The 23,820-nt window shown below is 59.0% G+C and carries 24 protein-coding genes; 18 read left to right on the top strand and 6 right to left on the bottom strand.

Features of this window, described 5'->3' with window-relative positions; all coding sequences use genetic code 11:
• The first annotated feature begins 15 nt into the window (after window positions 1-15).
• The 3 genes from ACR0AU_RS16385 to ACR0AU_RS16375 are packed head-to-tail and all read left to right on the top strand — an operon-like array spanning window position 16 to window position 2,457.
• Window positions 16-816 (top strand): thioesterase family protein, encoded by an 801-nt coding sequence (locus tag ACR0AU_RS16385; RefSeq protein WP_480795956.1) that lies wholly within the window; start codon window positions 16-18, stop codon window positions 814-816.
• A 16-nt stretch (window positions 817-832) separates the two neighbouring features.
• Entirely contained in the window at window positions 833-1,534 is a 702-nt protein-coding gene (locus tag ACR0AU_RS16380; protein WP_480795955.1) for a DUF1007 family protein, read from the top strand.
• On the top strand, window positions 1,519-2,457 hold the full coding sequence (locus ACR0AU_RS16375; RefSeq protein WP_480795954.1) for a nickel/cobalt transporter: 939 nt from the start codon (window positions 1,519-1,521) through the stop codon (window positions 2,455-2,457). The genes ACR0AU_RS16380 and ACR0AU_RS16375 overlap by 16 nt, the downstream gene beginning before the upstream one ends.
• A gap of 2 nt (window positions 2,458-2,459) precedes the next feature.
• On the opposite strand, the gene truA is transcribed toward ACR0AU_RS16375, so the two are convergent.
• On the bottom strand, window positions 2,460-3,227 hold the full coding sequence (gene truA / locus ACR0AU_RS16370; RefSeq protein WP_480795953.1) for a tRNA pseudouridine(38-40) synthase TruA: 768 nt from the start codon (window positions 3,225-3,227) through the stop codon (window positions 2,460-2,462).
• 107 nt (window positions 3,228-3,334) lie between these two features.
• On the opposite strand from truA, the gene ACR0AU_RS16365 reads away from it, so the two are divergent.
• The 11 genes from ACR0AU_RS16365 (at window position 3,335) to ACR0AU_RS16315 (ending at window position 15,032) form a co-directional block, all read left to right on the top strand.
• A complete protein-coding gene (locus tag ACR0AU_RS16365; protein ID WP_170564644.1) occupies window positions 3,335-4,750 on the top strand; it encodes a YcjX family GTP-binding protein in 1,416 nt (471 codons plus the stop codon).
• Window positions 4,747-5,202 carry a GNAT family N-acetyltransferase gene (locus ACR0AU_RS16360; protein ID WP_170511433.1) on the top strand — a complete coding sequence of 152 codons (456 nt, stop codon included), beginning with the start codon at window positions 4,747-4,749 and terminating at the stop codon, window positions 5,200-5,202. The genes ACR0AU_RS16365 and ACR0AU_RS16360 overlap by 4 nt, the downstream gene beginning before the upstream one ends.
• The gene (locus ACR0AU_RS16355) at window positions 5,195-6,184 is read left to right on the top strand and encodes a YcjF family protein (RefSeq protein ID WP_480795952.1); all 990 of its coding nucleotides are present in this window, start codon (window positions 5,195-5,197) and stop codon (window positions 6,182-6,184) included. The genes ACR0AU_RS16360 and ACR0AU_RS16355 overlap by 8 nt, the downstream gene beginning before the upstream one ends.
• A 54-nt stretch (window positions 6,185-6,238) precedes the next feature.
• The gene (locus tag ACR0AU_RS16350) at window positions 6,239-6,949 is read left to right on the top strand and encodes a VIT1/CCC1 transporter family protein (protein WP_170397435.1); all 711 of its coding nucleotides are present in this window, start codon (window positions 6,239-6,241) and stop codon (window positions 6,947-6,949) included.
• A gap of 86 nt (window positions 6,950-7,035) precedes the next feature.
• Window positions 7,036-7,236 (top strand): NAD-dependent epimerase/dehydratase family protein, encoded by a 201-nt coding sequence (locus tag ACR0AU_RS16345; protein ID WP_170397433.1) that lies wholly within the window; start codon window positions 7,036-7,038, stop codon window positions 7,234-7,236.
• Window positions 7,233-7,529 (top strand): DoxX-like family protein, encoded by a 297-nt coding sequence (locus ACR0AU_RS16340; RefSeq protein ID WP_480503830.1) that lies wholly within the window; start codon window positions 7,233-7,235, stop codon window positions 7,527-7,529. Before ACR0AU_RS16345 ends, ACR0AU_RS16340 begins: the two co-directional genes overlap by 4 nt.
• Window positions 7,529-8,008, top strand: a complete 480-nt coding sequence (locus tag ACR0AU_RS16335) for a DUF2269 domain-containing protein (protein WP_170397431.1) — start codon at window positions 7,529-7,531, stop codon at window positions 8,006-8,008. Before ACR0AU_RS16340 ends, ACR0AU_RS16335 begins: the two co-directional genes overlap by 1 nt.
• A 101-nt stretch (window positions 8,009-8,109) precedes the next feature.
• Window positions 8,110-10,818: a DUF2339 domain-containing protein gene (locus tag ACR0AU_RS16330; RefSeq protein ID WP_170733275.1), complete on the top strand. Its 2,709-nt coding sequence runs from the start codon at window positions 8,110-8,112 to the stop codon at window positions 10,816-10,818.
• A 164-nt stretch (window positions 10,819-10,982) separates the two neighbouring features.
• Window positions 10,983-13,892, top strand: coding sequence for an isoleucine--tRNA ligase (ileS, locus tag ACR0AU_RS16325; protein WP_480795951.1), 2,910 nt, complete (start codon window positions 10,983-10,985; stop codon window positions 13,890-13,892).
• 137 nt (window positions 13,893-14,029) lie between these two features.
• Window positions 14,030-14,488 carry a methylated-DNA--[protein]-cysteine S-methyltransferase gene (locus tag ACR0AU_RS16320; protein ID WP_170397424.1) on the top strand — a complete coding sequence of 153 codons (459 nt, stop codon included), beginning with the start codon at window positions 14,030-14,032 and terminating at the stop codon, window positions 14,486-14,488.
• 76 nt (window positions 14,489-14,564) lie between these two features.
• Window positions 14,565-15,032, top strand: a complete 468-nt coding sequence (locus ACR0AU_RS16315) for a hypothetical protein (RefSeq protein WP_170733273.1) — start codon at window positions 14,565-14,567, stop codon at window positions 15,030-15,032.
• Here the strand turns inward: ACR0AU_RS16315 and ACR0AU_RS16310 are convergent.
• The 4 genes from ACR0AU_RS16310 to fsa all read right to left on the bottom strand — a co-directional run bounded on the left by ACR0AU_RS16310 (window position 15,017) and on the right by fsa (window position 18,260).
• Window positions 15,017-15,730: a CDP-alcohol phosphatidyltransferase family protein gene (locus tag ACR0AU_RS16310; RefSeq protein WP_480795950.1), complete on the bottom strand. Its 714-nt coding sequence runs from the start codon at window positions 15,728-15,730 to the stop codon at window positions 15,017-15,019. The genes ACR0AU_RS16315 and ACR0AU_RS16310 overlap by 16 nt on opposite strands.
• 54 nt (window positions 15,731-15,784) lie before the next feature.
• Window positions 15,785-16,705: a tyrosine recombinase XerC gene (locus ACR0AU_RS16305; RefSeq protein WP_170733272.1), complete on the bottom strand. Its 921-nt coding sequence runs from the start codon at window positions 16,703-16,705 to the stop codon at window positions 15,785-15,787.
• The gene (locus ACR0AU_RS16300) at window positions 16,702-17,409 is read right to left on the bottom strand and encodes a DUF484 family protein (RefSeq protein ID WP_170397417.1); all 708 of its coding nucleotides are present in this window, start codon (window positions 17,407-17,409) and stop codon (window positions 16,702-16,704) included. Before ACR0AU_RS16300 ends, ACR0AU_RS16305 begins: the two co-directional genes overlap by 4 nt.
• Before the next feature lie 197 nt (window positions 17,410-17,606).
• On the bottom strand, window positions 17,607-18,260 hold the full coding sequence (gene fsa, locus ACR0AU_RS16295; protein WP_170404410.1) for a fructose-6-phosphate aldolase: 654 nt from the start codon (window positions 18,258-18,260) through the stop codon (window positions 17,607-17,609).
• 88 nt (window positions 18,261-18,348) lie between these two features.
• Between fsa and ACR0AU_RS16290 the strand changes: the two genes are divergently transcribed.
• The 4 genes from ACR0AU_RS16290 to ACR0AU_RS16275 all read left to right on the top strand — a co-directional run bounded on the left by ACR0AU_RS16290 (window position 18,349) and on the right by ACR0AU_RS16275 (window position 23,244).
• Window positions 18,349-20,544, top strand: a complete 2,196-nt coding sequence (locus tag ACR0AU_RS16290; protein ID WP_480795949.1) for a primosomal protein N' — start codon at window positions 18,349-18,351, stop codon at window positions 20,542-20,544.
• Between the two features lie 79 nt (window positions 20,545-20,623).
• Window positions 20,624-21,856 (top strand): MFS transporter, encoded by a 1,233-nt coding sequence (locus ACR0AU_RS16285; protein ID WP_480795948.1) that lies wholly within the window; start codon window positions 20,624-20,626, stop codon window positions 21,854-21,856.
• 66 nt (window positions 21,857-21,922) lie between these two features.
• Complete coding sequence (locus tag ACR0AU_RS16280) at window positions 21,923-22,795, top strand: 50S ribosomal protein L11 methyltransferase (protein ID WP_170397408.1); 873 nt, start codon at window positions 21,923-21,925, stop codon at window positions 22,793-22,795.
• 104 nt (window positions 22,796-22,899) lie between these two features.
• Window positions 22,900-23,244, top strand: coding sequence for a hypothetical protein (locus tag ACR0AU_RS16275; RefSeq protein WP_170397406.1), 345 nt, complete (start codon window positions 22,900-22,902; stop codon window positions 23,242-23,244).
• Window positions 23,245-23,352: 108 nt separating this feature from the next.
• On the opposite strand, the gene ACR0AU_RS16270 is transcribed toward ACR0AU_RS16275, so the two are convergent.
• The gene (locus ACR0AU_RS16270; protein ID WP_170397404.1) at window positions 23,353-23,568 is read right to left on the bottom strand and encodes a DUF1127 domain-containing protein; all 216 of its coding nucleotides are present in this window, start codon (window positions 23,566-23,568) and stop codon (window positions 23,353-23,355) included.
• Window positions 23,569-23,820: the final 252 nt, after the last annotated feature.

Here is a 23,820-nt window from a genome sequence, read left to right as displayed (position 1 = left end):
GGCGACAGAACCACAATGACATCGGATGTGTTGGGGAAGGCGTATTTCCACCAAAATGCGCAGGGTGTGTTTGTCGGAAATGACCCCACGCGCGGGCCTTGGTCAGCCGATCATTGCCATGCTGGGCCAGTCAGCGGATTGATCGTGCGGGCGGCAGAAACCGAAGTTGGCCCTGAGAAGATGTTGACCCGGTTGACCGTCGATCTGCTGCGTCCATTGCCTCTGGCTGGTTTGCGAGTCGCGGCAGAGACGACACGCCATACCAAGACGCTGGCGACCACACGGGTCACCGTACATGATCTGGACGACACGCTTTGCGCAACCGCCACAACCATGCATATGGTGCGCAAAGACCTTGGGGCCGTGCCCAATGTCGAACTGCCCGCGCCCAGGGTCGAAGATATGGTCGATGGCCCGTTTCCGATCGGTGAGATGCGCCATCAGTTGCCCGGTTTTGCCCATCACTCCCAGATCGGCTATCCCGCTGATGGCAAGCAAGGGGCAGGTCCGAAAACCGTCTGGATGCGTACACCTGCCTTGCTGGAGGGAGAAGACCCGTCGCCGATCCAAGCACTCTGCCCGCTTGCAGATTGCGGCAATGGCATATCGTGGAACGCACCCACATCTGAGATGGGTTTCATGAATACCGACCTGACGGTGCAAATCCACCGAGAGCCTGTCTCGGACTGGCTGGCTTCTGACTCGATCTCGCACTGGCAGCCCTCGGGGATCGGGATGTCGCAGTCGGTTCTTTTCGATACGCAGGGGCCGGTCGGCACGGCGCTGCAGACATTGGTCCTGTTTCCGCCGGGATAAAGCGGCAGGTTTCTGCATGATTGCGTTCAATCGGATTGCCGTATGGCATTGCGCGCCCTATCTTCGCCGTATGCGCTGGCTCGCCTTTTCTTTGACCTGCCTTCTGCCGATACCGGCTTTGGCCCATCCCCATGTCTTTATCGACACGGGGCTAGAGTTCATGGTCGATGACGCAGGCAACCTGACCCATGTGCGTGTGACCTGGGCCTATGATGAGTTCTATTCATTGCTGGTTCTCGAAGACATGCGGCTGGATCAGGACGCGGACGGCGTCCTGACCGAGGCCGAAGAGCAGTTTCTAAGCGGCTTCGACGCGCAGTGGGTCGAGGGTTACAATGGCGATCTGATCATCCGCATGGGCGAAAATGTGATCCCGCTCTCTGGCCCACTTGAGCCGCAGGCTACGACCGAGGATGCGCGCATCGTAACCACACATCTGCGCGCAATCGAAGGAGACCCCGTTCCCGCGGATGCGTTGTCGATCAAAGCCTTTGATGAGAGCTTTTATACCGCATACGAAGTGACCCGCCCGGTTCTGGTTTCAGGCCCCACGACCTGTAATATCGAACGCAGCGATCCGGATATCGACAACGAACTGGCCCAGATGCAGGCTTTTTTACTGACGCTGGATGCCGAGTATGACCTTGAAGAAAACGATATCCCTCTGGTCGGTGAGAAATTCGCAACCGAGATTCGGCTTTCATGTCCAAATACCTGATCGTTCCCGTTGCCATCGCCTGCGGGGTGCTGCTGTGGTTCTGGGGCAGCGGTGGCTTTGACCATCTGGCCGCCTGGGCCGCCGGAGAGCAGCGCGAATTCCAGAACCAGATCGCCCGCGCCCTGCGCGCAGCACGCGCCGAGCAGCCCGAAGCCGTTGCGACATTACTGACGGTTTGCTTTGCCTATGGGTTCTTCCATGCCATCGGACCGGGCCATGGCAAGGTTCTGATCGGAGGGTACGGGCTGGGCCGTCGCGTCGCATTTTGGCGGTTGTCTGCAATCAGTGTCCTTTCGAGCCTAGGGCAGGCTGTGACTGCGGTTGTGCTGGTTTATGCTGGGGTATTGGTGTTCCAGATGTCGCGCGAGTCGCTTGTGGGTACGACCGAACAGGTCATGGCACCGATCAGCTACGGTGCAATTGCAGCTATTGGCCTGTGGCTGGTTTTCCGCGCCATCCGCAGTTTTGCCCGGCGTCACAAAAATCAGGCGTCTCAAACCCACGACCACCATCACCATGCGCATGATCATGACCATCATCATCACGACCACGAGGTTTGCGCTGACTGTGGCCACCGCCACGGCCCGACTGTCGATGAGGTCGCTCAGGTCGGCAGCTTGCGCGAGGCATTGATCCTGATCGCTGGCATAGCCGCACGCCCCTGTACCGGCGCGTTGTTTGTGCTGATCCTAACATGGCAGATGGGTATCGCAATGGTCGGAATCGCGGGCGCATTCGCCATGGCTCTGGGCACTGCAACCGTCACCACTTTGGTCGGTTGGACGTCCTTTGGGTTGCGCGGCGGGTTGCTGGCCTCAGCCTCGGCTACGCGCTTCGCATCAGTACTGGCCCCGACCATCGAACTGGTGGCAGGTCTTATCATCGCCGTGATTGCAAGCGGGCTACTACTACGGGCCTTGTAGACTTAGCCAAACACCGGTTCGGGATATCCGACCCGTGCCAGATACAATCCTTGCGGCGGGCAAACCGGCCCACAGGCCGCTCGGTCAACCGCCTCAAGCGCATCGCGAACGTCCTCAGGCGTCCATGCCCCGGCCCCCACGCGCTCTAACGTGCCAACGAAGCTACGTACCTGATTGTGCAGGAACGATCGGGCGCGAACATGGAAGTGGATTTCGGGGCCAGAGAAGCCCTGCACCTGTTCCACCCGCAATTCATCCAGCGTTTTGACCGGGCTGGTGGCCTGACAGATGGAGGATCGGAAGGTGGTGAAGTCATGCTGCCCGATCAGCATATCCGCCCCGACCTGCATCGCCGCGACGTCCAGAGAATGATTTATCTGCCAGACCTGCCCCTTGTCATGGGTTGCGGGTGCGCGGCGCATCAGGATGCGGAACAGATATTGCCGCTCAAGCGCCGAGAACCGCGCGTGCCAGTCATCATCCACCCGTGCGGCTTGCACGATGGCAACGGGCTGCGGCTTGAGGTGATAATTCAACGCCTCGGACAGGCGGAACGGGTCCCATTCTTTGACCAGATCGCAATGCGCCACTTGTCCTAGCGCGTGAACCCCCGCGTCGGTACGACCGGCGGCGGCGATTGTGTGGTCTCCGGGTTCGATCCGCGAAAGCGCTAGTTCGATCGCGCCCTGAACCGAAGGCAGCTCCTTTTGCCGCTGCCATCCGGCAAACGGTTCCCCTTGGTATTCGACTTGCAGCGCGTATCTGGGCATGGGGCGCTGGTATCGCGCCTTGGTCGGACGGGCAAGGGGGCGAAAGCTCTGGCAAGTGCCGCAACCGCTACCTATCTTGGGCAAAACGATAATTGCGGGGCGACAGCTTGGTCATCTCATCATTGGCAGACAGTCTGGTGCGCGGCGTCGAATCCGTGGGTGACCGTGTATCCGAGACATTCTTCGAACCGGTCATCCGGCTGGGCGTCACGGGATTGGCGCGGTCGGGTAAGACAGTGTTCATCACATCACTGGTCGCCAACCTGCTGGATCGGGGCCGCATGACCGGTCTTGTGGCGCAGCAAGAGGGGCGTGTCACCGCCAGCTATCTGCAGCCGCAACCCGACGACACCGTGCCCCGGTTCGATTTCGAATCCCATCTGTCGGCGCTGACCGGACCAGCGCCGCACTGGCCGGACAGCACGCGTGCTGTTTCCGAGTTACGCCTGTCCTTCAAAGTCCAGCCCGCAGGTCTGCTTTCGGGATTGCAGGGCCCTCGAACATTGCATCTGGACATTGTGGACTATCCGGGTGAGTGGCTGCTGGATCTGGCCCTACTGGACAAATCCTATGAAGACTGGTCGCGGGACACGCTGGAACACATATCCAATCGCCCACAAGCAGGGGCATTTCTGGCAAAGGTTCAGGCGACCGACCCAACCGCGCCACATGATGAGCCGCAGGCGCAGGACCTCGCCCGCAGCTTCACCGATTACCTTAATGCTGCGCGTGATGCCGGTTTCTATGACTGCACTCCCGGTCGGTTTCTTCTGCCGGGCGATCTGGCCGGGTCTCCTGTGCTGACATTCGCGCCGCTCCCGGTGTCGGGGGCGTCAATTCGGCGTTCACTACACCGCGAGATGGAGCGGCGGTACGAGGCGTACAAATCGCGTGTGGTCAAACCTTTCTTTCGCGACCACTTTGCCCGGATCGACCGGCAGATCGTTCTGGTAGATGCGTTGGGGGCAATCCATAAAGGCCCGCAAGCGGTCGAGGATATGCGCCGCGCGATGGCCGATATCCTGTCGGCCTTCCGCCCCGGTCGCAACGCATGGCTCAACAGGCTGCTGCTTGGCAAGCGGGTCGAGCGTATCCTATTTGCGGCCACCAAAGCGGACCATCTGCACCATCTGCAGCACCCGCGCCTGACCGCGATCATTGAGGCCCTGACCCGTGAGGCCCGCGACCGCGCCAGCTTTGCCGGGGCTGAAACTGCGGCCTTATCGTTGGCTTCACTTCGGACAACGACGGAAGAGATGCGCAGCCATAACGGCGTAGAACTGCCATGTGTGCGCGGCACTCTGCTAGATAGCGGTAAGCAGGCGGCCTTTTACCCCGGTGATTTGCCAGAGGACCCTGCCCATCTGCTGGGCCCCGCGCGCAATGGGGCCGAGCGATGGCTGGGCGAGGACTATGGCAATATGGCCTTTGCACCCGCACATTTGACCCTGAATCCCGGTGACGGTCCGCCACATATTCGGCTGGACCGGGCTGCGCAGTTTCTGATCGGAGACCGGCTGTGAACGTGATCCTTCGCCCCGCTCGCAGTACCGATGCCGGAACCACAGGCGCTATTCTGCACGGGTTCGCCCGCGAAAACGACTGGATGCCTGAACTGCATTCTGAGGCCGAGACCATTGCGTTTTGCGGCAGGATGATTGATCTCGGCTGGGTCACGGTGGCCGAAAAGCAAGGGCAGGTGGCCGGATTTCTGGCGTTGAATGGGGACGAAGTGCAGTCGCTCTATCTGGCGGCCTCGGCGCGCGGGCAGGGGATCGGGCAGCAATTGCTGGATCGTGCCAAAACGCAGCGTCCCACGCTCAACTTGTATGCGTTTCAGGCCAATCCTTCCGCATGCCGGTTCTATGAGCGCAACGGCTTTGTTGAGGTCGCACGCGGCGATGGGTCCGAAAATGACGAAAACCTGCCCGACATCAGATATGTCTGGACGCGCGAGGAGTTGGTCGATGGCTAAAGGCCCTGTTTTGATTGATCTGGAAGACGATGCCTCGACAGTTGATGTCTCGGCCGCGCCTCCTGTTCCAGACATCGCGCCTCCGCAGGGGCAGGCGATGCAGGCAGCGGTACGGTTTGCAGCGCGGAAACCTTCGGTTTTAGCGCGTTGGTTCTGGGGGCTGACATTAGCCGTTGTGGGGGCGGTGGTCTCGGTCGCCGCATGGGATTTCGCCATCTCTCTGCTGGAACGCGCACCAATTCTGGGTTGGATCGTCACCGGTCTGATCGCTGCGCTTTTGCTGGTCGTCCTGATCATTGCACTGCGCGAGTTGGCCGCAATCAGCCGTCTGTCTCGCGTCGATGGGCTGCGGCGCGCGGCGGACACAGCTTTATCAGACGAGGACTTGTCGCAAGCCCGCGCTGCAACCACACGGCTGATTGCGTTCTATAAGGGACGCGATGAAACACGCTGGGGTCGCGACCGTTTGACCGAACGCATGGGAGAGCAATTCGATGCGGCAACCCTGCTGAGCTTGGCCGAAGACGAATTGCTGGCCCCGCTGGACGCTGCTGCCAGCCGCGAGGTCGAGGCCGCAGCCCGGCAGGTTGCCACCGTTACCGCTTTGGTTCCGCTCGCGCTGGCCGATGTCGCGACCGCGCTGGCAAGCTCATTGCGAATGATCCGACGTATTGCCGAAATCTATGGCGGTCGCGCAGGTTTCTTGGGCAGTTGGCGACTGACCCGCGCCGTATTCGTGCATTTGGTGGCAACGGGTGCAGTAGCGGTTGGGGATGATCTGCTGGAACCGATATTGGGCGGCTCAGTCCTCAGCAAACTGTCCCGCCGGTTCGGCGAGGGGCTGGTCAACGGCGCGCTCACCGCCCGTGTTGGTGTTGCCGCGATGGAGGTCTGCCGCCCGCTGCCTTTCTCGAAACGCCACCAGCCCTCGACCCGTGGCATGATCAAACGCGCGCTCAGCGGGTTGTTCTCCAGGACTTGATCTGGCGCAAGGCCGTGCCTGAACCTGTCCTGCATAAACAGGACGGAGCCAGCCATGACCGAACACGGCCACAGCCAGCAAGAGATTTTCGAACGGATCAATGCGCCTCCGGGGCGTGGGGTTCTGCGCGATGTGGTTTATGGCGGCATCGATGGCTCAGTCACGACATTCGCGATCGTTGCCGGGGTTGCCGGGGCAGGTTTATCGCCTTTTGTCATCGTGGCACTTGGGTTGGCCAACGTGCTGGCGGATGGTTTTTCGATGGCGGCGGGCAACTACTCGGGAACCAAGGCCGAGCTCGATAACATCCACCGTATTCGAGCCATCGAGGAACGGCATATCAAGTTGTACCCGGATGGCGAGCGAAAGGAGGTGCGCGAAATCCTCGCACAAAAAGGCCTTTCAGGCAGCATTCTGGATGACGCGACGGCTGAAATCACTTCGAACCACGACAATTGGGTCGACCTTATGATCGAGGGCGAATACGGGCTGGGCAGCGTCGACCCGCATCCCCTCAAAGCCGCGATGGCGACGTTCTTTGCCTTTCTGATCGCGGGGATGATTCCGTTGTTGCCGTTCCTCTTATCCGTTGCAAATGCGTTCACGGTATCAGCCTGGATGACTGCGGGCGTATTCTTTGCCATTGGCGCGATGAAAAGCCGGTGGTCGCTTGCCCCCTGGTGGCGATCAGGCGGAGAAACCCTGCTGATCGGGGGTGCGGCGGCAGCTATCGCCTTCTGGGTTGGCTCGTTGTTTCACCCCTGAATGGTGCTGTTGTTGCGGACGGGGTGATCAGGCTGATCCTCAGAATCTGATCCGCTAGGGTGTTGTAAACCAATGCGAGGCAATTCGTGGCAACGGATCGTCCTGAAAAAACTGTTTTGGTGCTGGGCGCTTATGGCTTCATCGGTGCTGCGGTCGTTCGGTCGCTGCATGCGGATGGCGCCTGTGTGAAGGGGCTTGTGCGCAGCCAGAAGACGGCTGAGAGGGTCCTTCCGGATATTGCGCTGATCTCGGGGGATCTACGTGATTTCAAGTCGGCGGCGGATTGACGGGGCTATCGCGGGCAGCCGAGATACTCTCGCGCAATGGTTGGCCCGTTGGGATTGCCAACGCGAGCGTGGTGTTTTGGTCGATGATCAATATCGCGCTGGGGCTGGCAATCTTGTGGCTTCCGTGGGCCGCACGCGCTTGCCTCGCGCAGGCTGCAATCGCCGCTTTCTATCTGATCGCCGCCACGTTGACGGTGCCTGAACTGTGGCTCGACCCTTTGGGGCCGTTGGTCAAGATAGCGCCGGCTTTGATGCTATCACTGATCGCGCGACCCATGTTGGAGAGCCGCTGATGAACCCGGACCTGATCCTGCGTTGGCTTCACGTGATCGGAGCATGCGTTCTATTGGGCACTTGCGCAGGGATCGCCTTTTTCATGCTGATGGCGCACCGCACGGCAGATGCACGGGTGATTGCTCATACGGCGGGAATCGTGGTGCTGGCCGACACAGTTATTACGGCCACCTCAGTCATTTTCCAGCTGATCACCGGCGTGTTGCTGGCCTGGCAACTGGGCTGGTTGCTGTCGGAGGGTCGGATCGCGATATCACTGCTGCTTTACGTACTGACCGGCCTGTTCTGGCTGCCGGTGGTTTGGATTCAGGTGCGTCTGAGGGATTATGCAAGGCAGGCTGATCGGGATGGTACCTCCTTGCCAAGCAGTTACGACAAACTGTTCCGCAGATGGTTCGCTTGCGGTATTTCGGCCTTTGCCGCAGTGCTGGCGATCCCTTGCCTGATGCGGGCACGCCCTCACATCCTGCTTTTATAGGCCGATTACCTGTGCAGCAGGCGGTATCCATGCGCATTTCCAGACTATAAACCAGCCTGTCTGCACGGTACGTTTGGCGCATCGCATCCCGGAGGTTTCGGTTGGAATCCTTGCTTGTCCTCGTTGGTCTGATCGTTCTGGCCATTCCTGTTTCGATCATCGCTTTGCTGATTGGTCAATCGCGGTTGCGTAAGCGCGTCGAACAGCTTGAGCGGCAATTGGCCAGGCAAATACCGGAAAGCGGCGCCGAAACCTCCAAGACATCAAGGCCGGAGCCGACGACGACGCAAACCAAGCATGATCCCTGGGCCGCGGCGAAAACCTCATCTACCAATGACGAAAGCCCATCGGATGCGCCGCAGGCCGTTGAGGCCGCCGATCCTCCTGCCACCATCGTTTTTCGTGAGGAAAAGATCGCTGCGCTGGGCGCGTGGTTGCGTGAGAACTGGTTCTATGCGGTTTCGGCGCTGTCACTGGCGTTGGCGGGGATTTTTCTGGTTCAGTACGGGGTTGAAAACGGACTGTTGCCACCGACAGCGCGCGTCATCGCGGCGTTGGTCTTTGGCCTTTTGTTGATCGGAGCGGGTGAAGTGATCCGCCGCCGCTTTGGCGACGATGAAAACTCATCTACTGCATACTTGCCGTCTGTATTCTCGGGCGCAGGTCTGGTGACCCTGTTCGGAGGGGTTCTGGCCGCGCGCCAGCTTTATGATCTGATCGGCCCCGAGGCCGCTCTGGCCGGTCTCGTTATCATCGCTCTGTTTGCGTTGGTCTTGGGATGGTTCCACGGGCCGCTGCTCGCCGCCGTAGGCCTAATCGGAGCCTTTGCCGCGCCCTTTTTGGTTGGAGGCGCATCGGACGATCCTAGTTGGCTTTATGGTTATTTCTTTATCATTGCCATTTTGGGCTTGGGTATCGATACCGTCAGGCGGTGGGCATGGATTTCCATTCTGACGCTAGTGGGTGCATACGGGGCGGCGTTTTTTCTGGTGCTGTCTTCCCCCTCCACGGAACCGGGGTATCTGACCTGTGTGACAGCACTGGCGCTGATTGCGATGGCGATACCCGTGCGCAGTATCTGGCCCGACCACACCGGCCCGATGATTGCCGAAGTCATTCGGCGACGGAAAGGGATTCCATGGCCCGTGTTTCCAACCCGAATTGCCTTTGGTGCGGTTCTCACCAGTTCCATCATCCTGTCGCTGCATTGGTCGGATTCAAGCGGTGAGTTTTGGCTGGGCGTTGCACTGTTTACCGCTTTGATACTGGCGCTGATCCTTTGGACAAAAGCTGCGCGTGCGTTGCAGGATGTGACGGTGCTGCCTGCGTTGGGTCTGATCTGGTTTGTTCTGCTGCACGGGTTGGACGGTGGCTCCGTGTGGCGCGGCTTTGCCGACACATACGTGGAAACGGCCGAGGCCGATTATCCTTGGGTAGTCACGCTATTGGTTGCCCTCGGGGCCTTGATCAGCGTGCTCGCTGCGTGGCGGTCCTTCCACGCCGGGCGCTACGCTGTGGTCTGGGCCGGGGGTGCAGCCCTATATGCTCCGACGCTGGCGATCGCGCTTGAAGTCGGTTGGCAGCCTGCAAACGTGATCGGAGCTTATGCGTGGGCCTTACACGCAATCGCAATAGGCGCGATGATGGTGGTTTTGGCCGAACGGTTTGCGCGGGCCGATGGTGAGAAACGGATGCGGCCTGCCCTGGCAACTCTGTCTGCGCTATCGTGCCTTAGCTTTGCCTGCATCATCGTACTCAGTTCTGCCGCATTGACCGTAGCACTTGTCGCCATGATTGTTGTGGCCGCGGCGCTGGACCGGCGATTTGTTCTGGCTCCGATGAGTTGGTTCATTTGGGCGGGTGTGTTCACGGTGACCGTACGGCTGGTGCTCGACCCGGGACTCGATTGGGCCGAAACCGCGCCTTTGATCGAAATGACCTTGGTCTATGCAGTGGCGGTTGCCGGGTTCATCATGGGGTGGGCGTTGCTAAGGTCCTTGGACCGCCCGATTGCCTCATTGCTGCTTGAAAGCGCGGCCTGGGCAACGGCGGGAATACTGCTATCGCTCTTGTTGCTGCGTTGGCTGGAAAGCTTCGGAGAAGGCGGCGCGACAGACAGCCATTGGGGGCGGGGGCTGCTGGCGGTGATCTGGCTGCTGCTGGCTTTTGCACAAATACAGCGGTTCGAGCTTGGCGGTAAGCTGAACTACGCGCGTTACGCGCTCGCGGCGTTCTTTGCGGCACACGGCATGATGCGTCTGGTTCAGGCTTTGTCTGAGGCTAACCCGTTGCTCGACCCATTTGCCGATCCCGTGCTCGGCCCGCCGGTGCTGAACACGTTGGCGGTGGCCTATCTGTTGCCTGCGCTGGCCATCGGCTTCTCGGCTTGGCGCGTCGTGACGCAGCCCGTGCTACTGAAGCAGATCAGTTATGGGGTCGCCGGTGCCCTGATCGCTTTTTGGCTGGGGCTTACAATCCGTCATGTCTGGCAGGGGGCGAGTGGCATGTATGAAGGCAACGGCGTCACCCAGCCCGAGCTTTATTCATACACCATCACCTTGTTGGTGGTCGGCGCAGGGTTGTTCTACCAGTCGCTGGCCCGCCGGTCCGATTTGATGCGTAAGGCCGGTTTGGCCGTGATTGGCCTCGCGGTGGCCAAGGTGTTTCTGATCGATATTGCCGGATTGGGCGGGCTGATCCGGGTGTTTTCGCTGTTGGCGCTCGGTCTCGCACTGGCGGGTCTTGCATGGCTCAATCGCTGGGCCAAGCTGCGCCATTCGTCGCAAGACCCGGAACCTCTGGACCATTGAGAGCAGGCGTCCTATAAGCGCGGCCATGTTTGACCGGCTGGCCATCATTATTCGAATTATATCCCCGGCGCTCTGATATCGCGAGACGCCGGGCAAAGGTGCTTGAGTTATCGCACTGACCGCTTCGATCCATACACGACCAGAACATCCTGAGGACGCCCCAAATGTGCGCCGAAACACCTGACTACAAAGACACGCTGAACCTGCCGAAAACCGAATTCCCCATGCGTGCAGGCCTGCCCAAGCGCGAACCCGCATGGCTCGACCGCTGGGAAAAGATCGGCGTCTATGACCGCCTTCGCGAGAAAGAGGGCCGCAAGCCTTTTACCCTGCATGACGGCCCTCCTTACGCGAACGGCCACCTGCATATCGGCCACGCACTGAACAAGACCATCAAGGACATGATCGTTCGGTCCCATCAGATGATGGGCTACGATTCACGCTATGTACCTGGCTGGGACTGCCACGGTCTGCCCATCGAATGGAAGATCGAGGAACAGTATCGCAAGAAGGGCAAGAACAAGGACGAGGTGAACATCGTCGACTTCCGTCAGGAATGCCGCAAGTTCGCCGAAGGCTGGATCGACATCCAACGTGAAGAGTTCAAGCGTCTGGGTATCACCGGCAACTGGCCCGATCCCTACATCACGATGGACTATCACGCCGAGGCCGTGATCGCGGATGAGTTCATGAAGTTCCTGATGAATGGGACGCTTTATCAAGGCTCGAAACCCGTGATGTGGTCGCCCATCGAGAAGACGGCTCTGGCCGAGGCCGAGGTCGAGTATCACGACAAGGAAAGCTTCACCATCTGGGTGAAGTTCAAGGTTGTGAACACCGGCGATGTGACGCTGGACAACGCTTATGTGGTGATCTGGACGACGACCCCATGGACGATGCCTTCGAATAAGGCCGTGGTCTATGGCGAGGATATCTCCTACGGTCTCTACGAAGTCATCGGCCGCCCCGAGGAGTGCTGGGCGCGGATCGGTGAACGCTATCTACTGGCCGATGACCGCGCGGCGGATGTGTTTGCCCGCGCGCGTCTGGACGATACGATGTACCGCCGCCTGTGTGATGTAACGCAGGAGGATCTTGCCAAGATCCAACTGGCACACCCGCTGGCCGGGGCCGAAGATGGCAATGGCGAATGGGACGACATCCGCGATTTCCGCGCCGCTGAGTTTGTGACCGACACCGAAGGCACCGGCTTTGTCCACTGCGCGCCGTCGCACGGGATGGAGGAATTCGAGCTTTACCGTGATCTGGGGATGTTGGAACAGGTCATCACTTACAACGTGATGGATGATGGCAGCTTCCGCGCCGATCTACCGTTCTTTGGCGGTAAATACATCCTGTCTCGAAAGGGCGGTGAGGGTGATGCCAACAAGGCCGTGATCGACAAGCTGGCCGAGGTCGGCGGGCTGCTGGCGCGCGGCAAGATCAAGCACAGCTATCCGCATTCGTGGCGCTCGAAGGCTCCGATCATCTATCGTAACACGCCACAGTGGTTTGCCTCGGTCGACCGCAAGCTGGAGGACGGCATGGGCGAGATGGGCGACTCCATCCGTGAACGTGCCCTGCGCTCGATTGATGAACTGGTGAAATGGACGCCGCAGACCGGCCGCAACCGTCTATATTCCATGATCGAAACACGCCCGGACTGGGTTCTGTCGCGCCAACGCGCCTGGGGCGTGCCGCTGACCTGCGTCACCAAGAAGGGGGCATTGCCGACCGACGCGGACTACCTGCTGCGCAATGACGAACTCAATGCCCGCATCAAAGCCGCGTTTGAGAAGGATGGCGCAGACGTCTGGTACACGGACGGGTTCAAGGAGAAGATCCTCGACGGTATCGCGAACCCCGACGACTACGATCAGGTTTTTGACGTGCTGGATGTGTGGTTCGACTCTGGCTCGACCCATGCCTTTGTGCTGCGTGATCGTGAGGACGGGACCGCGGACGGCATCGCTGACGTCTATATGGAAGGCACCGACCAGCACCGCGGTTGGTTCCATTCGTCGATGCTGCAGGCTTGCGGCACCAAGGGGCGTGCACCATACCGCAACGTAGTGACCCACGGATTTACGCTGGATTCCAAGGGCAACAAGATGTCCAAATCGCTGGGCAACACCATCGTGCCGGAAGAGGTCGTTAAACAATACGGCGCCGATATCCTGCGCTTGTGGGTGGCTCAGACCGACTACACCGCCGACCAGCGGATCGGACCGGAGATCCTGAAAGGGACAGCCGACAGCTATCGCCGCCTGCGCAATACCATGCGGTTCATGCTGGGCTCGCTGGCGGACTTCACCGAAGCGGATCGGGTTGCGCCTGAAGATATGCCGCGCCTGGAGCGCTGGGTGTTAAGCCGACTGGCCGATCTGGATGAGCAGGTGCGCAAAGGTTATGCAGCATTTGACTTCCAGGGTGTATTCAGCGCCGTATTCACATTCGCCACGGTTGATCTGTCATCGTTCTATTTCGATGTCCGTAAAGACGCGCTTTATTGCGACGGTGACAGCCTACGCCGCCGTGCCGCGCGGACTGTGCTGGATATCCTATTCCACCGTCTGACCACATGGCTGGCCCCAGTTCTGGTCTTCACCATGGAAGAGGTCTGGCTGGAACGGTTCCCGGCCGATGATAGTTCGGTCCATTTAATGGATTTCCCTGAAACGCCCGCTGATTGGCGCCATGAAGACCTGGAAGCCAGCATGGCCAAAGTCCGCCGCGTTCGCCGCGCCGTGACCGCTGCGCTGGAAATTCAACGTCAGGACAAGGTGATCGGATCCAGCCTTGAGGCCGCACCGATCGTGCATGTCGAAGATCAGGAAACCCGCGATCTGCTTGCGACCTTCGACGTGGATGACATGTGCATCACTTCTGGTCTGGCTGTCACAGGCGATCCGGCTCCGGCCGAGGCGTTCCGTGTGCCGGAAATCGAGGGCGTAGCTGTAGTGTTCGAAAAAGCCCAAGGCGACAAATGCCAGCGCTGCTGGAAAATCCTTCCTGATGTTGGGCTGCACGCCCATCCGGGCGTATGCGGGCGATGTAACGAGGCGCTGAGCTGACATTCGAACGGAGCGCGAGAGAGAGATCGCTGATGCGAGGCTCTGCCTCGCGCTCCGAGGTATTTTTGGCCAGATGAAGAGGCGGATCGTCAGGATTCGGGTTGCAGGTGTGGTGAAACATCTGCAACCGTTCTCTTATGCCGATGATCGCCGTAGAAACTCAGTTTGGTTGCCTTGGTGTCGAAGAGACCAGCGGCGCCATCACGCGTCTTGTCTGGAATGGCCGTGACGAAGGTCTAGCCACCCCGGTTCTGCGAGAAGCGGCGGCGCAGTTGCGTGCCTATGACGAAGGGCGTTTGCAGCAGTTCGAACTGCCCTACCGGATCAAAGGATCGGAATTTCAGCGTCAGGTGTGCGATGCAATGTATGCTATCCCATTTGGTGATACGCGCACCTATGGCGAGTTGGCTAACGACCTTGGCTACTCGGCGCAAGCGGTTGGGCGCGGATGCGGAGGAAATCCCATCCCCATCATTATTCCCTGTCACCGGGTTCTGGGTGCAGATGGGAAGATGGTTGGGTTTTCAGGCCACGGCGGTGTTGAGACCAAAGTGGCTCTGCTGCGTCACGAAGGTGCTGCCAGCCTGTTGATCTGATCGGTACTTATCTGTTGCAATCGGAGCGGTACGGCCCCAACCTATATCGAATAGTGAATTTGAAGGACCGAATTGAATGACCGGCCAGATAGACCCCGCCGCACGTAAGAAAGCCATCATCGATCATCTGATGTCTTTGGAAGAACAGGAACTGGCAACCGCACAGGCACATTATGATGCCTTCCTTAAGGACTCACAGTTGGATGACCGAGAAGGGCATGACAAGGACGACATCGCTGCCTCGCGCGAGAATGCAGATCTGGCGGCCGCCTTTGATGCGCCTGTTCATGCGCATCACGCCAAGATTGACGTGATCGAGAACACCGATTTTGGCCTCACGGATACGGTGCAGCCCGGCGCCGTAATCAAGTTCAACAATCGCCGCTTCGTCGTATGTGTCTCAACGACTCGGTTTGAGGTGGACGGCAAAACCTACATGGGCATTTCGACCCAAAGCCCGATCTATCTGGCTATGGTTGGCCTGCAAGAGGGTGACGTGTTCACCCATAACGGGACTGAGTTCGAGGTTCAGGAAGTCTTGTAATCCCGGGCCTTGCGCGGCGGAATGATCTGCTGCGCAATACCGGCCGAGACCAAATACAAGCTGGTGATCACCAGCCCCCAATGTGCCCAGCTTTCGGGGTGAAAGTCGACCCAGGCGGCCCAGCCTGCAAAAAATGTCCACGCAAAAGCCATAGGCAATGACAGGGTGCGCCAACGCTCGGTCCGGATTGGGTGAATGAATTTCAGCGGCAGGAACATTGCGACAGACAGCAAGGTGACCAGCAGCAGGATGACCCAGAAGTTGGGCTCCAGGGCGAAGATCACAATGACGAACATGTTCCAGCAGCCTGGAAATCCAGAGAAGGAATTATCTTTGGTTTTCATACGTGTATCCGCAAAGTACATCGCACTTGCAAAGGTGATGACGATGATTGCGAACCAGCCGGTCCAGCCGTCCATCAGACCTGACTTAAACAAGGCGAAAGCGGGAATGAAAACATAGGTCAGATAGTCGATGATCAGATCCAGCAATACCCCGTCAAACTCGGGTGCGTTCTTTTTGACATGATAGTGCCGCGCCAGCGGGCCATCGATGCCATCGACGATGAACGAGACAACGAGCCAGAGATACATCAGGCTCCATTTCTCTTCGACTGCGGCCAACATTGCGAGCATTGCGAAAACGGCACCTGTGGCGGTGAAGAGATGAACGGAAAGCGCTTTGAATCTGAGTGTCATGGTGGTGTCATGACGGAAGCAAGGCGCAGATGCAAAGCAAAAAGGGTCTTTGCTTCAGGCTTTTGGGTGCGTGCGGTTATAGACTTCCATCAACCGGGCCGTATCGACTGCGGTATAGGTCTGCGTGGTCGAAAGCGAGGCGTGACCCAAAAGCTCTTGGATCGCGCGCAGGTCGCCGCCCGCAGACAGCAGATGGGTGGCAAAGCTGTGGCGCATCGCGTGCGGGGTGGCTGTTGCGGGAAGGCCAAGTTGCATCCGTGCCTTGGCGACCACAGCCTGAATGATTCCGGGGTTGAGCGGGCCGCCCCTGACACCTCGGAACAACGCCTTATCAAGGGATTGCGGATGTGGGCAGAGGTGAAGATAGCGATCCACCGAAGCCCGAGCGGCAGGCAAGACCGGTACGATTCTTTCCTTATCGCCCTTACCCGATATGCGCAGCGTTTCTGGCAGAGGAGCGTCCACACCGGTCAAAGACAACGCCTCGGAAATCCGCAACCCGCACCCGTAGAGGAGCGTCACAACTGCAACATCCCGTGCAGCGACCCAGTCCGATGAGGATTGTAGCTCGACCGTGTCGATCATTGCGCGCGCGGCATCTTCGGCCAGAGGTCGGGGCAGTTTCTTGGTAAATTTGGGCGCTCGGGTGGACAGCACCGCAGTAGGTTCGAACCCTTCGCGTTCGGCCAACCAGCGATAGAAGGTTTTGACGGCAGAAAGCTTGCGCGCCAGAGATCGCGCGCCGACATCAGAATTGCGCTGCTCTGCCATCCAGGCCCGCATGTCAGAAACGCTGATGCGTTCCAGCGCGGCCAGCCCTTGGCGCTCGCTGTGATGCAAGGTCATGAAGGACAGGAATTCTGTCACGTCGCCGCGATAGGCGTTGAGCGTATTTTCAGACCGCCCCGCCAGCGCCCCCAGACTGTCCAGCCAATGCTGCAGAGCATCGCGGCAGGCTGGGGAAATCAGGCTCACGACAGCCAGTGGCGCATAGAGCGTTCGAACACGCCGGCAAAAAAGGCAAGAAGATCAGTGCCAAGCTGAGGTGAGAAATGCCTCGGATCGCGCGCGCCCATGACAATCATGCCGGGTAGGCGGCCAGTGCCAAGATCGAGTTTCAGGCAGGCCTCGGATCGTAGCTGATCGGCTTGTTTACCGTAAACTTGCGGATTGGGATGGCGGATTTCGCGCAAGGTAACCTCGCGCGGCTGACCGTTGCGGTCAGCGGTTAGATAGCTATCGATAAAGCCGGGCTCAGCCACAGTCAGCACGCCGCCGAGCTGGTTCACCACCGGATCATCACGTACGACGGTTGTTTCGAGGACCAGAGTGATGTGATCGACACGCAGGATTTCGGCCACGTCATTGCCTAGCGCGCGCAGGAAATCCTCGAACACGGTGGGCTCCAACAGGCGAAGAATGGCGCGATGCACCTGATTTGTGCCCGCCAAGTTCTCATACGCCGCCGCGATGACTGAGCGATGAGTGTCCTCAAGGCGGTCAAGACGCGCCTCAAGCCGCTGCATGGCGATACCGCGCAGGTCGATAACGTTGTCACCACGCGCCTGCTCATTTGCAGCCACCAAGGCCTGCATCAGGTCTTTGTCATCCAGCACGGCGTCAGGCTCAGCCAGAATTGCGGCGCGGAGATTGTCCTTGAGTTTAGGATCGCTGCTCATGTCCCGTCCGGTCGTTTTTTTTGTTTGGCGGGCTTATAACATGGGTTGCTGGATTTGCCTTGGGAAAAATGCACGCGAAAGGCGAATTTCGTCGTTGCTGTGGCGGGCGCTCCCGCCTGCCCGGCGCTGATCAAAGATCAGCTTTTGCCGTTGGGCCGGGCGCGGTGCCTGATGGCACCGCGCGGCAATGCTTGGGATCAGAGGATTTTCTGACCTGTCTTGGCCCAGTCGGCCAGGAAAGTTTCAAGGCCTTTGTCGGTCAGCGGGTGGTCGGCCAGTTTTTTGATCACGCCCGGAGGTGCTGTAATCACGTCAGCCCCGATGCGGGCACTGTCGGTCACGTGGTTTACGGTGCGGATCGAGGCGGCGAGGATTTCGGTCTCGAACCCGTAATTGTCATAAACTTGGCGAATATCTGCGATCAGGTCCATGCCATCGAGGTTGATATCATCCAGACGTCCGATGAACGGCGAGATGAAGGTTGCGCCCGCTTTGGCCGCCAGAATCGCCTGATTGGTCGAGAAGCACAGGGTCACGTTGACCATCTGGCCTTCGTCGGTCAGTGTTTTACAGGTTTTCAAACCAGCCCATGTCAGCGGTACTTTGACTGCGATGTTGGGCGCGATCTTGGCCAGCTTACGGCCTTCGGCGATCATGTCTTCGGCCTCGGTGGCGACAACTTCGGCCGAGACGGGGCCGTCGACCAGATCACAGATCTCTTTGGTGACTTCCAGAATGTCGCGGCCCGATTTCAGGATCAGCGAGGGATTGGTGGTTACGCCGTCCACCATGCCCAGATCGTTCAGTTCGGCGATGGCATCGATCTCGGCGGTGTCTACGAAGAATTTCATGAGGGCAGTCCTTTGATGGGTTGGCCTTGGTCGCGGATGGCTTTACCTCAAAGAGACCCATGCTGGAACCCCCTGCGAAGGATATACCGTGAGCGCTAACGGATTTTTCGACGAAGGAGAGCTGGTTGCGGTGCTGACCACGCAGCCGCTGGACCGGACGTTGGATTACAAAGCGCCCGAGGGCGGGTGCTTTCTTGGGGCGTTTGTCGAGGTGCCTTTGGGCCCGCGCAAAGTCTTGGGTGTGGTTTGGGGGCCGGGGCAGGGTGGTTTTGATCTGGCCAAGGCGCGATCGGTGAACCGGGTGCTTGAGGTCGCGCCGATGCGTGAAGAAATGCGGGTGTTTCTGGGGAAAGTGGCTGACTACACCCTGACGCCGATGCATGCGATGCTGCGGCTAGCAACGCGCGCGCCGGGGTTGGGCGATCCGCCCTCGATGCGCAAGGTTTATCGTTTGGGCGGTGGTCAACCGGACCGAATGACCGACGCACGAATGCGGGTACTTGAAGTTTTGCGAGACTATGGCGGCTTGGCCTTTACGCTGAAGGAACTGGCCGAGCAAGCGGGGGTCACATCTTCGGTCATTAAGGGGTTGGTCAAACAGAACGCTGTGCGTGAAGAGGACAGCCCGCGTGATCTTCCCTATCCTCATCTTGATCCAGAATTGCCGGGAAAGGACCTGACCGAAGATCAGGCGGAGGCCGTGATGCGGCTTCAGACCGGGCAACGGACGGGAGATTATGGAACGACTCTTCTGAAAGGGGTGACGGGCTCGGGCAAGACCGAGGTTTATCTTGAGGCGGTCGCCGAGGCCCTGCGCGTGGGGCGGCAAGCACTGGTCTTGCTGCCCGAGATCGCGCTGACGGCTGAATTTCTGACCCGTGTCGAGGCGCGATTTGGTGCGCGTCCGGCTGAGTGGCATTCGGGCGCGACCATGACCGAACGTCGCCGGGTTTGGCGGATGGTCGGTCAGGGTGATGCGCAACTGGTCGTTGGGGCCCGGTCAGCACTGTTTCTTCCATTTCGCGATCTTGGTCTCCTAGTTGTCGATGAAGAACACGACACCTCGTACAAACAAGAAGATGGGGTGCATTATAGTGCGCGGGATATGGCCGTTCTGCGTTCGGCCATCTGCGGAGCGCGGGTGATTCTGGCCAGCGCGACGCCTTCACTGGAAAGCTGGGCCAATGCCGAGGCGGGTAAATACGAACGGCTGGACCTGACCTCGCGTTTTGGTGCAGCAGTCCTGCCCGAAATGAAGCCGATCGACATGCGCGCCGAGCAGATGCAGGCCGGGACTTGGATTTCCCCCTCGCTGCGGCAGGCGGTGCAACAGCGTATCGAACGCGAAGAGCAGTCACTGCTGTTCATCAACCGCCGTGGCTATGCGCCCGTGACACTATGCCGGGCGTGCGGGGAGCAGATTGCCTGCGATCATTGCGACGCGCGAATGGTTGAACACCGGTTCCTCAAGCGTCTGATGTGCCATCAATGTGGTGAGACCAAGCCAATGCCAGAGGCCTGCCCATCCTGCGGGGTCGAGGGTAAACTGGCACCGGTCGGACCCGGGATTGAACGGCTGGCAGAAGAAGCCGAGGCGGCGTTCCCCGAAGCCAAGATCGCTATGCTCAGCTCTGATCTGTTTGGTTCGGCTCGTGCCCTGAAGGCCAAGATCGAAGAGATTGCCGAAGGCGATGCGGATATCGTTATCGGGACGCAGCTGGTGGCCAAAGGACATAACTTTCCAAAGCTGACACTTGTAGGGGTGATCGATGCGGACCTTAGCCTGCATGGGGCTGACCTGCGCGCGGCGGAACGAACTTTTCAATTGATGCGGCAGGTAGCGGGCCGGGCAGGTCGTGCGGAAAAACCGGGGCAGGCGTTGTTGCAGACATTCCAGCCGGAACATCCGGTGATCCGGGCGATTCTATCGGGCGATGAAGAAGGGTTCTGGAAGGCTGAAGCCGCCGGGCGTCAGGCCGCCGGGGTGCCGCCTTATGGTCGAATGGCCGGGATTGTCCTGTCTGGCCCCGAGGTCGGGCCGGTCTTCGACATCGGCAACGCCATGGCGCGAAACGATGCGCCGTTGCGCGATGTTGGTGCTCAGGTATTTGGCCCGGCTCCAGCTCCGATCGCGCGCATACGCGGGCGTCACCGCGTCCGGCTGTTGGTCAAAGCCCCGAAAGGTGCGCCTATTCAGGACGCCATCGCCCGCTGGATCGCCCCGTTGAAGTTGAAAGGCGATATCCGCCTGACCGTGGATATCGATCCGCAAAGCTTCTACTGACCCCTGCATCAGTGCAGAGCCGCTGTGCGCCGGCCGCTTTCCCCTCGCCAAAAAGTACAAATGGGCGTAGAGCATCCTCATGCTGAAACCCATGCCCTTGTCTGAGGCGCAGAGTCTTCCGCTCTGGCGCCGCCCTATGACGCTCTTGTTCGTGATGGCGTTGACCATGCCGATCGCGTTTAACGCGTGGAGTGCATTGCTGAACAATTTCGTCATTGAGGCGGCGAACTTCGACGGGGCGGATATCGGGCTTTTGCACACGGTACGCGAGATTCCGGGCTTTCTGGCCGTTGGCGTGATTGCGGTGATCATTTTCATCCGCGAGCAGTTACTGGCCATGATCTCATTGATGATGTTGGGCGTGGCGACGGCGGTGACGGCCTGGTTTCCCAGCCTTGGCGGGTTGCTGTTTGTGACGCTGTTCAGCTCGATCGGGTTTCACTACTATGAGACGGTGAACCAGTCACTGCAGCTGCAATGGCTGCCTAAAGACCGTGCGCCGCAGGTGCTTGGCTGGCTGGTGGCTATGGGCTCGGCTGCGACGGCTGTGGTCTATGGGTTGATCGTTCTGACATGGGACCGCTTCGACCTGTCCTATAACTTCGTGTTCATGGCGGCGGGCGGCGTGACGGCCTTGCTGGCATTGTTTTGCCTGATCGCTTACCCGCAATTCGACGCGCCGACGCCGCAGACCAAGAAGCTGATCCTACGCCGCCGCTACTGGCTGTATTATGCATTACAGTTCATGGCGGGCGCGCGGCGGCAGATTTTTGTCGTGTTCGCCGGTTTCATGATGGTCGAGAAATTCGGCTTTGAAGTGCACGAACTGACCAGCCTGTACCTGATCAACCTGATGATCAACATGATGGCGGCTCCGCTGCTGGGCAAGGCAGTCGCACGGTTTGGCGAACGCCGCACGCTGATCTTTGAATATGCCGGGCTCGCCATCGTTTTCGCAGCCTATGGCGGCATCTACTGGTTTAGCTGGGGCGTGCTGCTGGCGGCGATTCTCTATGTGATCGACCATGTGCTGTTTGCTCTGGCGTTGGCTTTGAAAACCTATTTCCAGAAGATCGCCGACCCGGCGGATATTGCGCCCACTGCGGCGGTGGCATTTACCATAAATCATATCGCCGCTGTTTTCCTGCCAGCACTTTTAGGTCTGCTATGGGTCGTTTCGCCCGGCGCTGTGTTTGGTTTGGCCGCTGCAATGGCGATCATCTCGCTTCTGCTGTCATTACTGATCCCGCGTCATCCGGAACCGGGCAACGAAACCATCCTGTCGAAATACGCCCCCGCGCCCGCCGAATAAGCGACTCCGCTTGACCTTGGCGGTCGGTGCCCCTAGGCGCTGTTTCGATCGAAACAGGAGGCCCCCATGCCAACATTCACTGCTCTGACCACTTTGACCGGCAAGAAAGCCGCCGAAGGATTGGGCGAGGCGATGGAACGGCTGGACCCGGAACCAACCGGCGTCGGCGTGTTCGAGGTCGAGGATGGCTCGGGCCTGTGGGAGGTCGGCGGCTATTTTACCGAAACCCCGGATGAAACCGCGCTGGCGGTTCTGGCCGCCGCGTTCGAGGCCAAGCCCTTTGTGGTCTCGGAACTGCCCGAAACGGATTGGGTCGCCCATGTCCGCCGCGAACTAGCCCCGGTCGAGGCCGGCCGGTTTTTTGTCTATGGAAGCCATGATGCCGACAAACTGCCCGAAGGCCGCATTCCGCTGCTGATCGAAGCTGCGATGGCATTTGGCACAGGGCACCATGGGACAACGCTTGGCTGCCTCAAGGCTTTGGACCATCTTCTGGATCATGGGTTCACGGCCACCAAAGTTGCCGATATCGGCTGCGGTACTGCCGTGCTGGCGATGGCCGCAGCTCGGGTTTGGGATGGCGATATCATCGCCAGCGACATTGATGAGGTTGCCGTCGACGTGGCCGAGGCCAACCTTCGGGCGAACGGTATGGCGGGTGCGGTTAAATGTGTTGAAGCTGCAGGTTTCGATCACCCGGATCTGAAGGCGCATGCGCCTTACGATCTGATATTCGCCAATATCCTAAAAGGTCCGCTCGTGGCCCTTTCGCCTGAAATTTCGGCGAACCTGCGGGGGGGTGGACAAGCGATTCTATCGGGAATCCTCAATGAACAGTCCGATGACGTGATCTCGGTTTATCTCCAAAACGGCTTCAATCTGGTTCGCCAGGATCGGATTGGTGAGTGGACGACGCTAATCTTAAGCAAACAGGGCTGAATTTAGGCCATTTACGGGAGTTTTGTGGATTTTTGCCACGTTTTTGTCGCATTCTCTAATTACCGTCTTTCAATGCACTCGGGGGGCGGTTTTCGGAGGCTGCCATGACAGGAAAACAACTCGAATTCGATCAACGCATCTCGCGTTTGAACAAAAAGCACCAGAAACTCAGCCGCGGCTATCGTGCCACGTTGCGCTCAGACGGGCTGGTGGTGATGAAACCACAGCGTATGCGTTCAGCAGTTCCAGCGAGGGTTTTGTTACTGTGTTTGGTTGGCTTCTTTGCCTTCAAGGCCTTTTTACTGTCTCATCTTGGCCCGACTGCGTACGAAACGCGTGTTGAAAGCCTGAATCAGGGCACGCCGGTTGAGAAAGCTGGCGCCTGGATCATGCAGGCCGATCCGGTGACCGCGTTTTTCTCGAGCCAACTGAACAAGGTTTGGTTCTAACCGGATATCTTGCACCCTCCTAACAAAAACACCGCATGCCTCACGGCGTGCGGTGTTTCTGTTTGCCCCACAGGGAGGAGGAAGGGGCGTATGCGGTAGTCCGTTATCTCAGTAACGGCGGCCTTCGGCGACAACGTCGATGTCGCCGCGGCATAGTCCGATATCGTCCAGTTCGCGGTCAGAAAGACCGTTCAGCGCGTTACGGGTTGCGCGGGCGTCATTCCATTCAACAACGGCGTTTACAACCGATGCAAAAAGTGCGCCGATACGGCCGACGAGGCCGAATGAGCCAGTGGTGGTGCGGGTGGTATCCAGTGCAGCCATATCCTGTTTCCTTCTGGTTTGTGTTAAACTCTGATCTTGCGATCTGAGCGGCATCTAGTGATGAGTTTCGCCGTGCGCAAGCTCAGAAATTGCATGTGTCCTATGCATTTTTTGCAACGCTCGAAATTGATGAAAACCCCTTAAATCATTGGTTAAAGTTCGATCGGAAAAGCGTCGAAAACGAACCTAACCCGGTCGCAAACAGGCCGCGAGGAACCGGAGGCGACATGAATGTCGGTTTTGGACCCTGAG

This window comes from Ruegeria sp. CG1, from assembly GCF_056537265.1.
The sequence above is the reverse complement of the archived record's forward strand: the minus strand, read 5'-3'. Positions and strand labels throughout refer to the sequence as shown.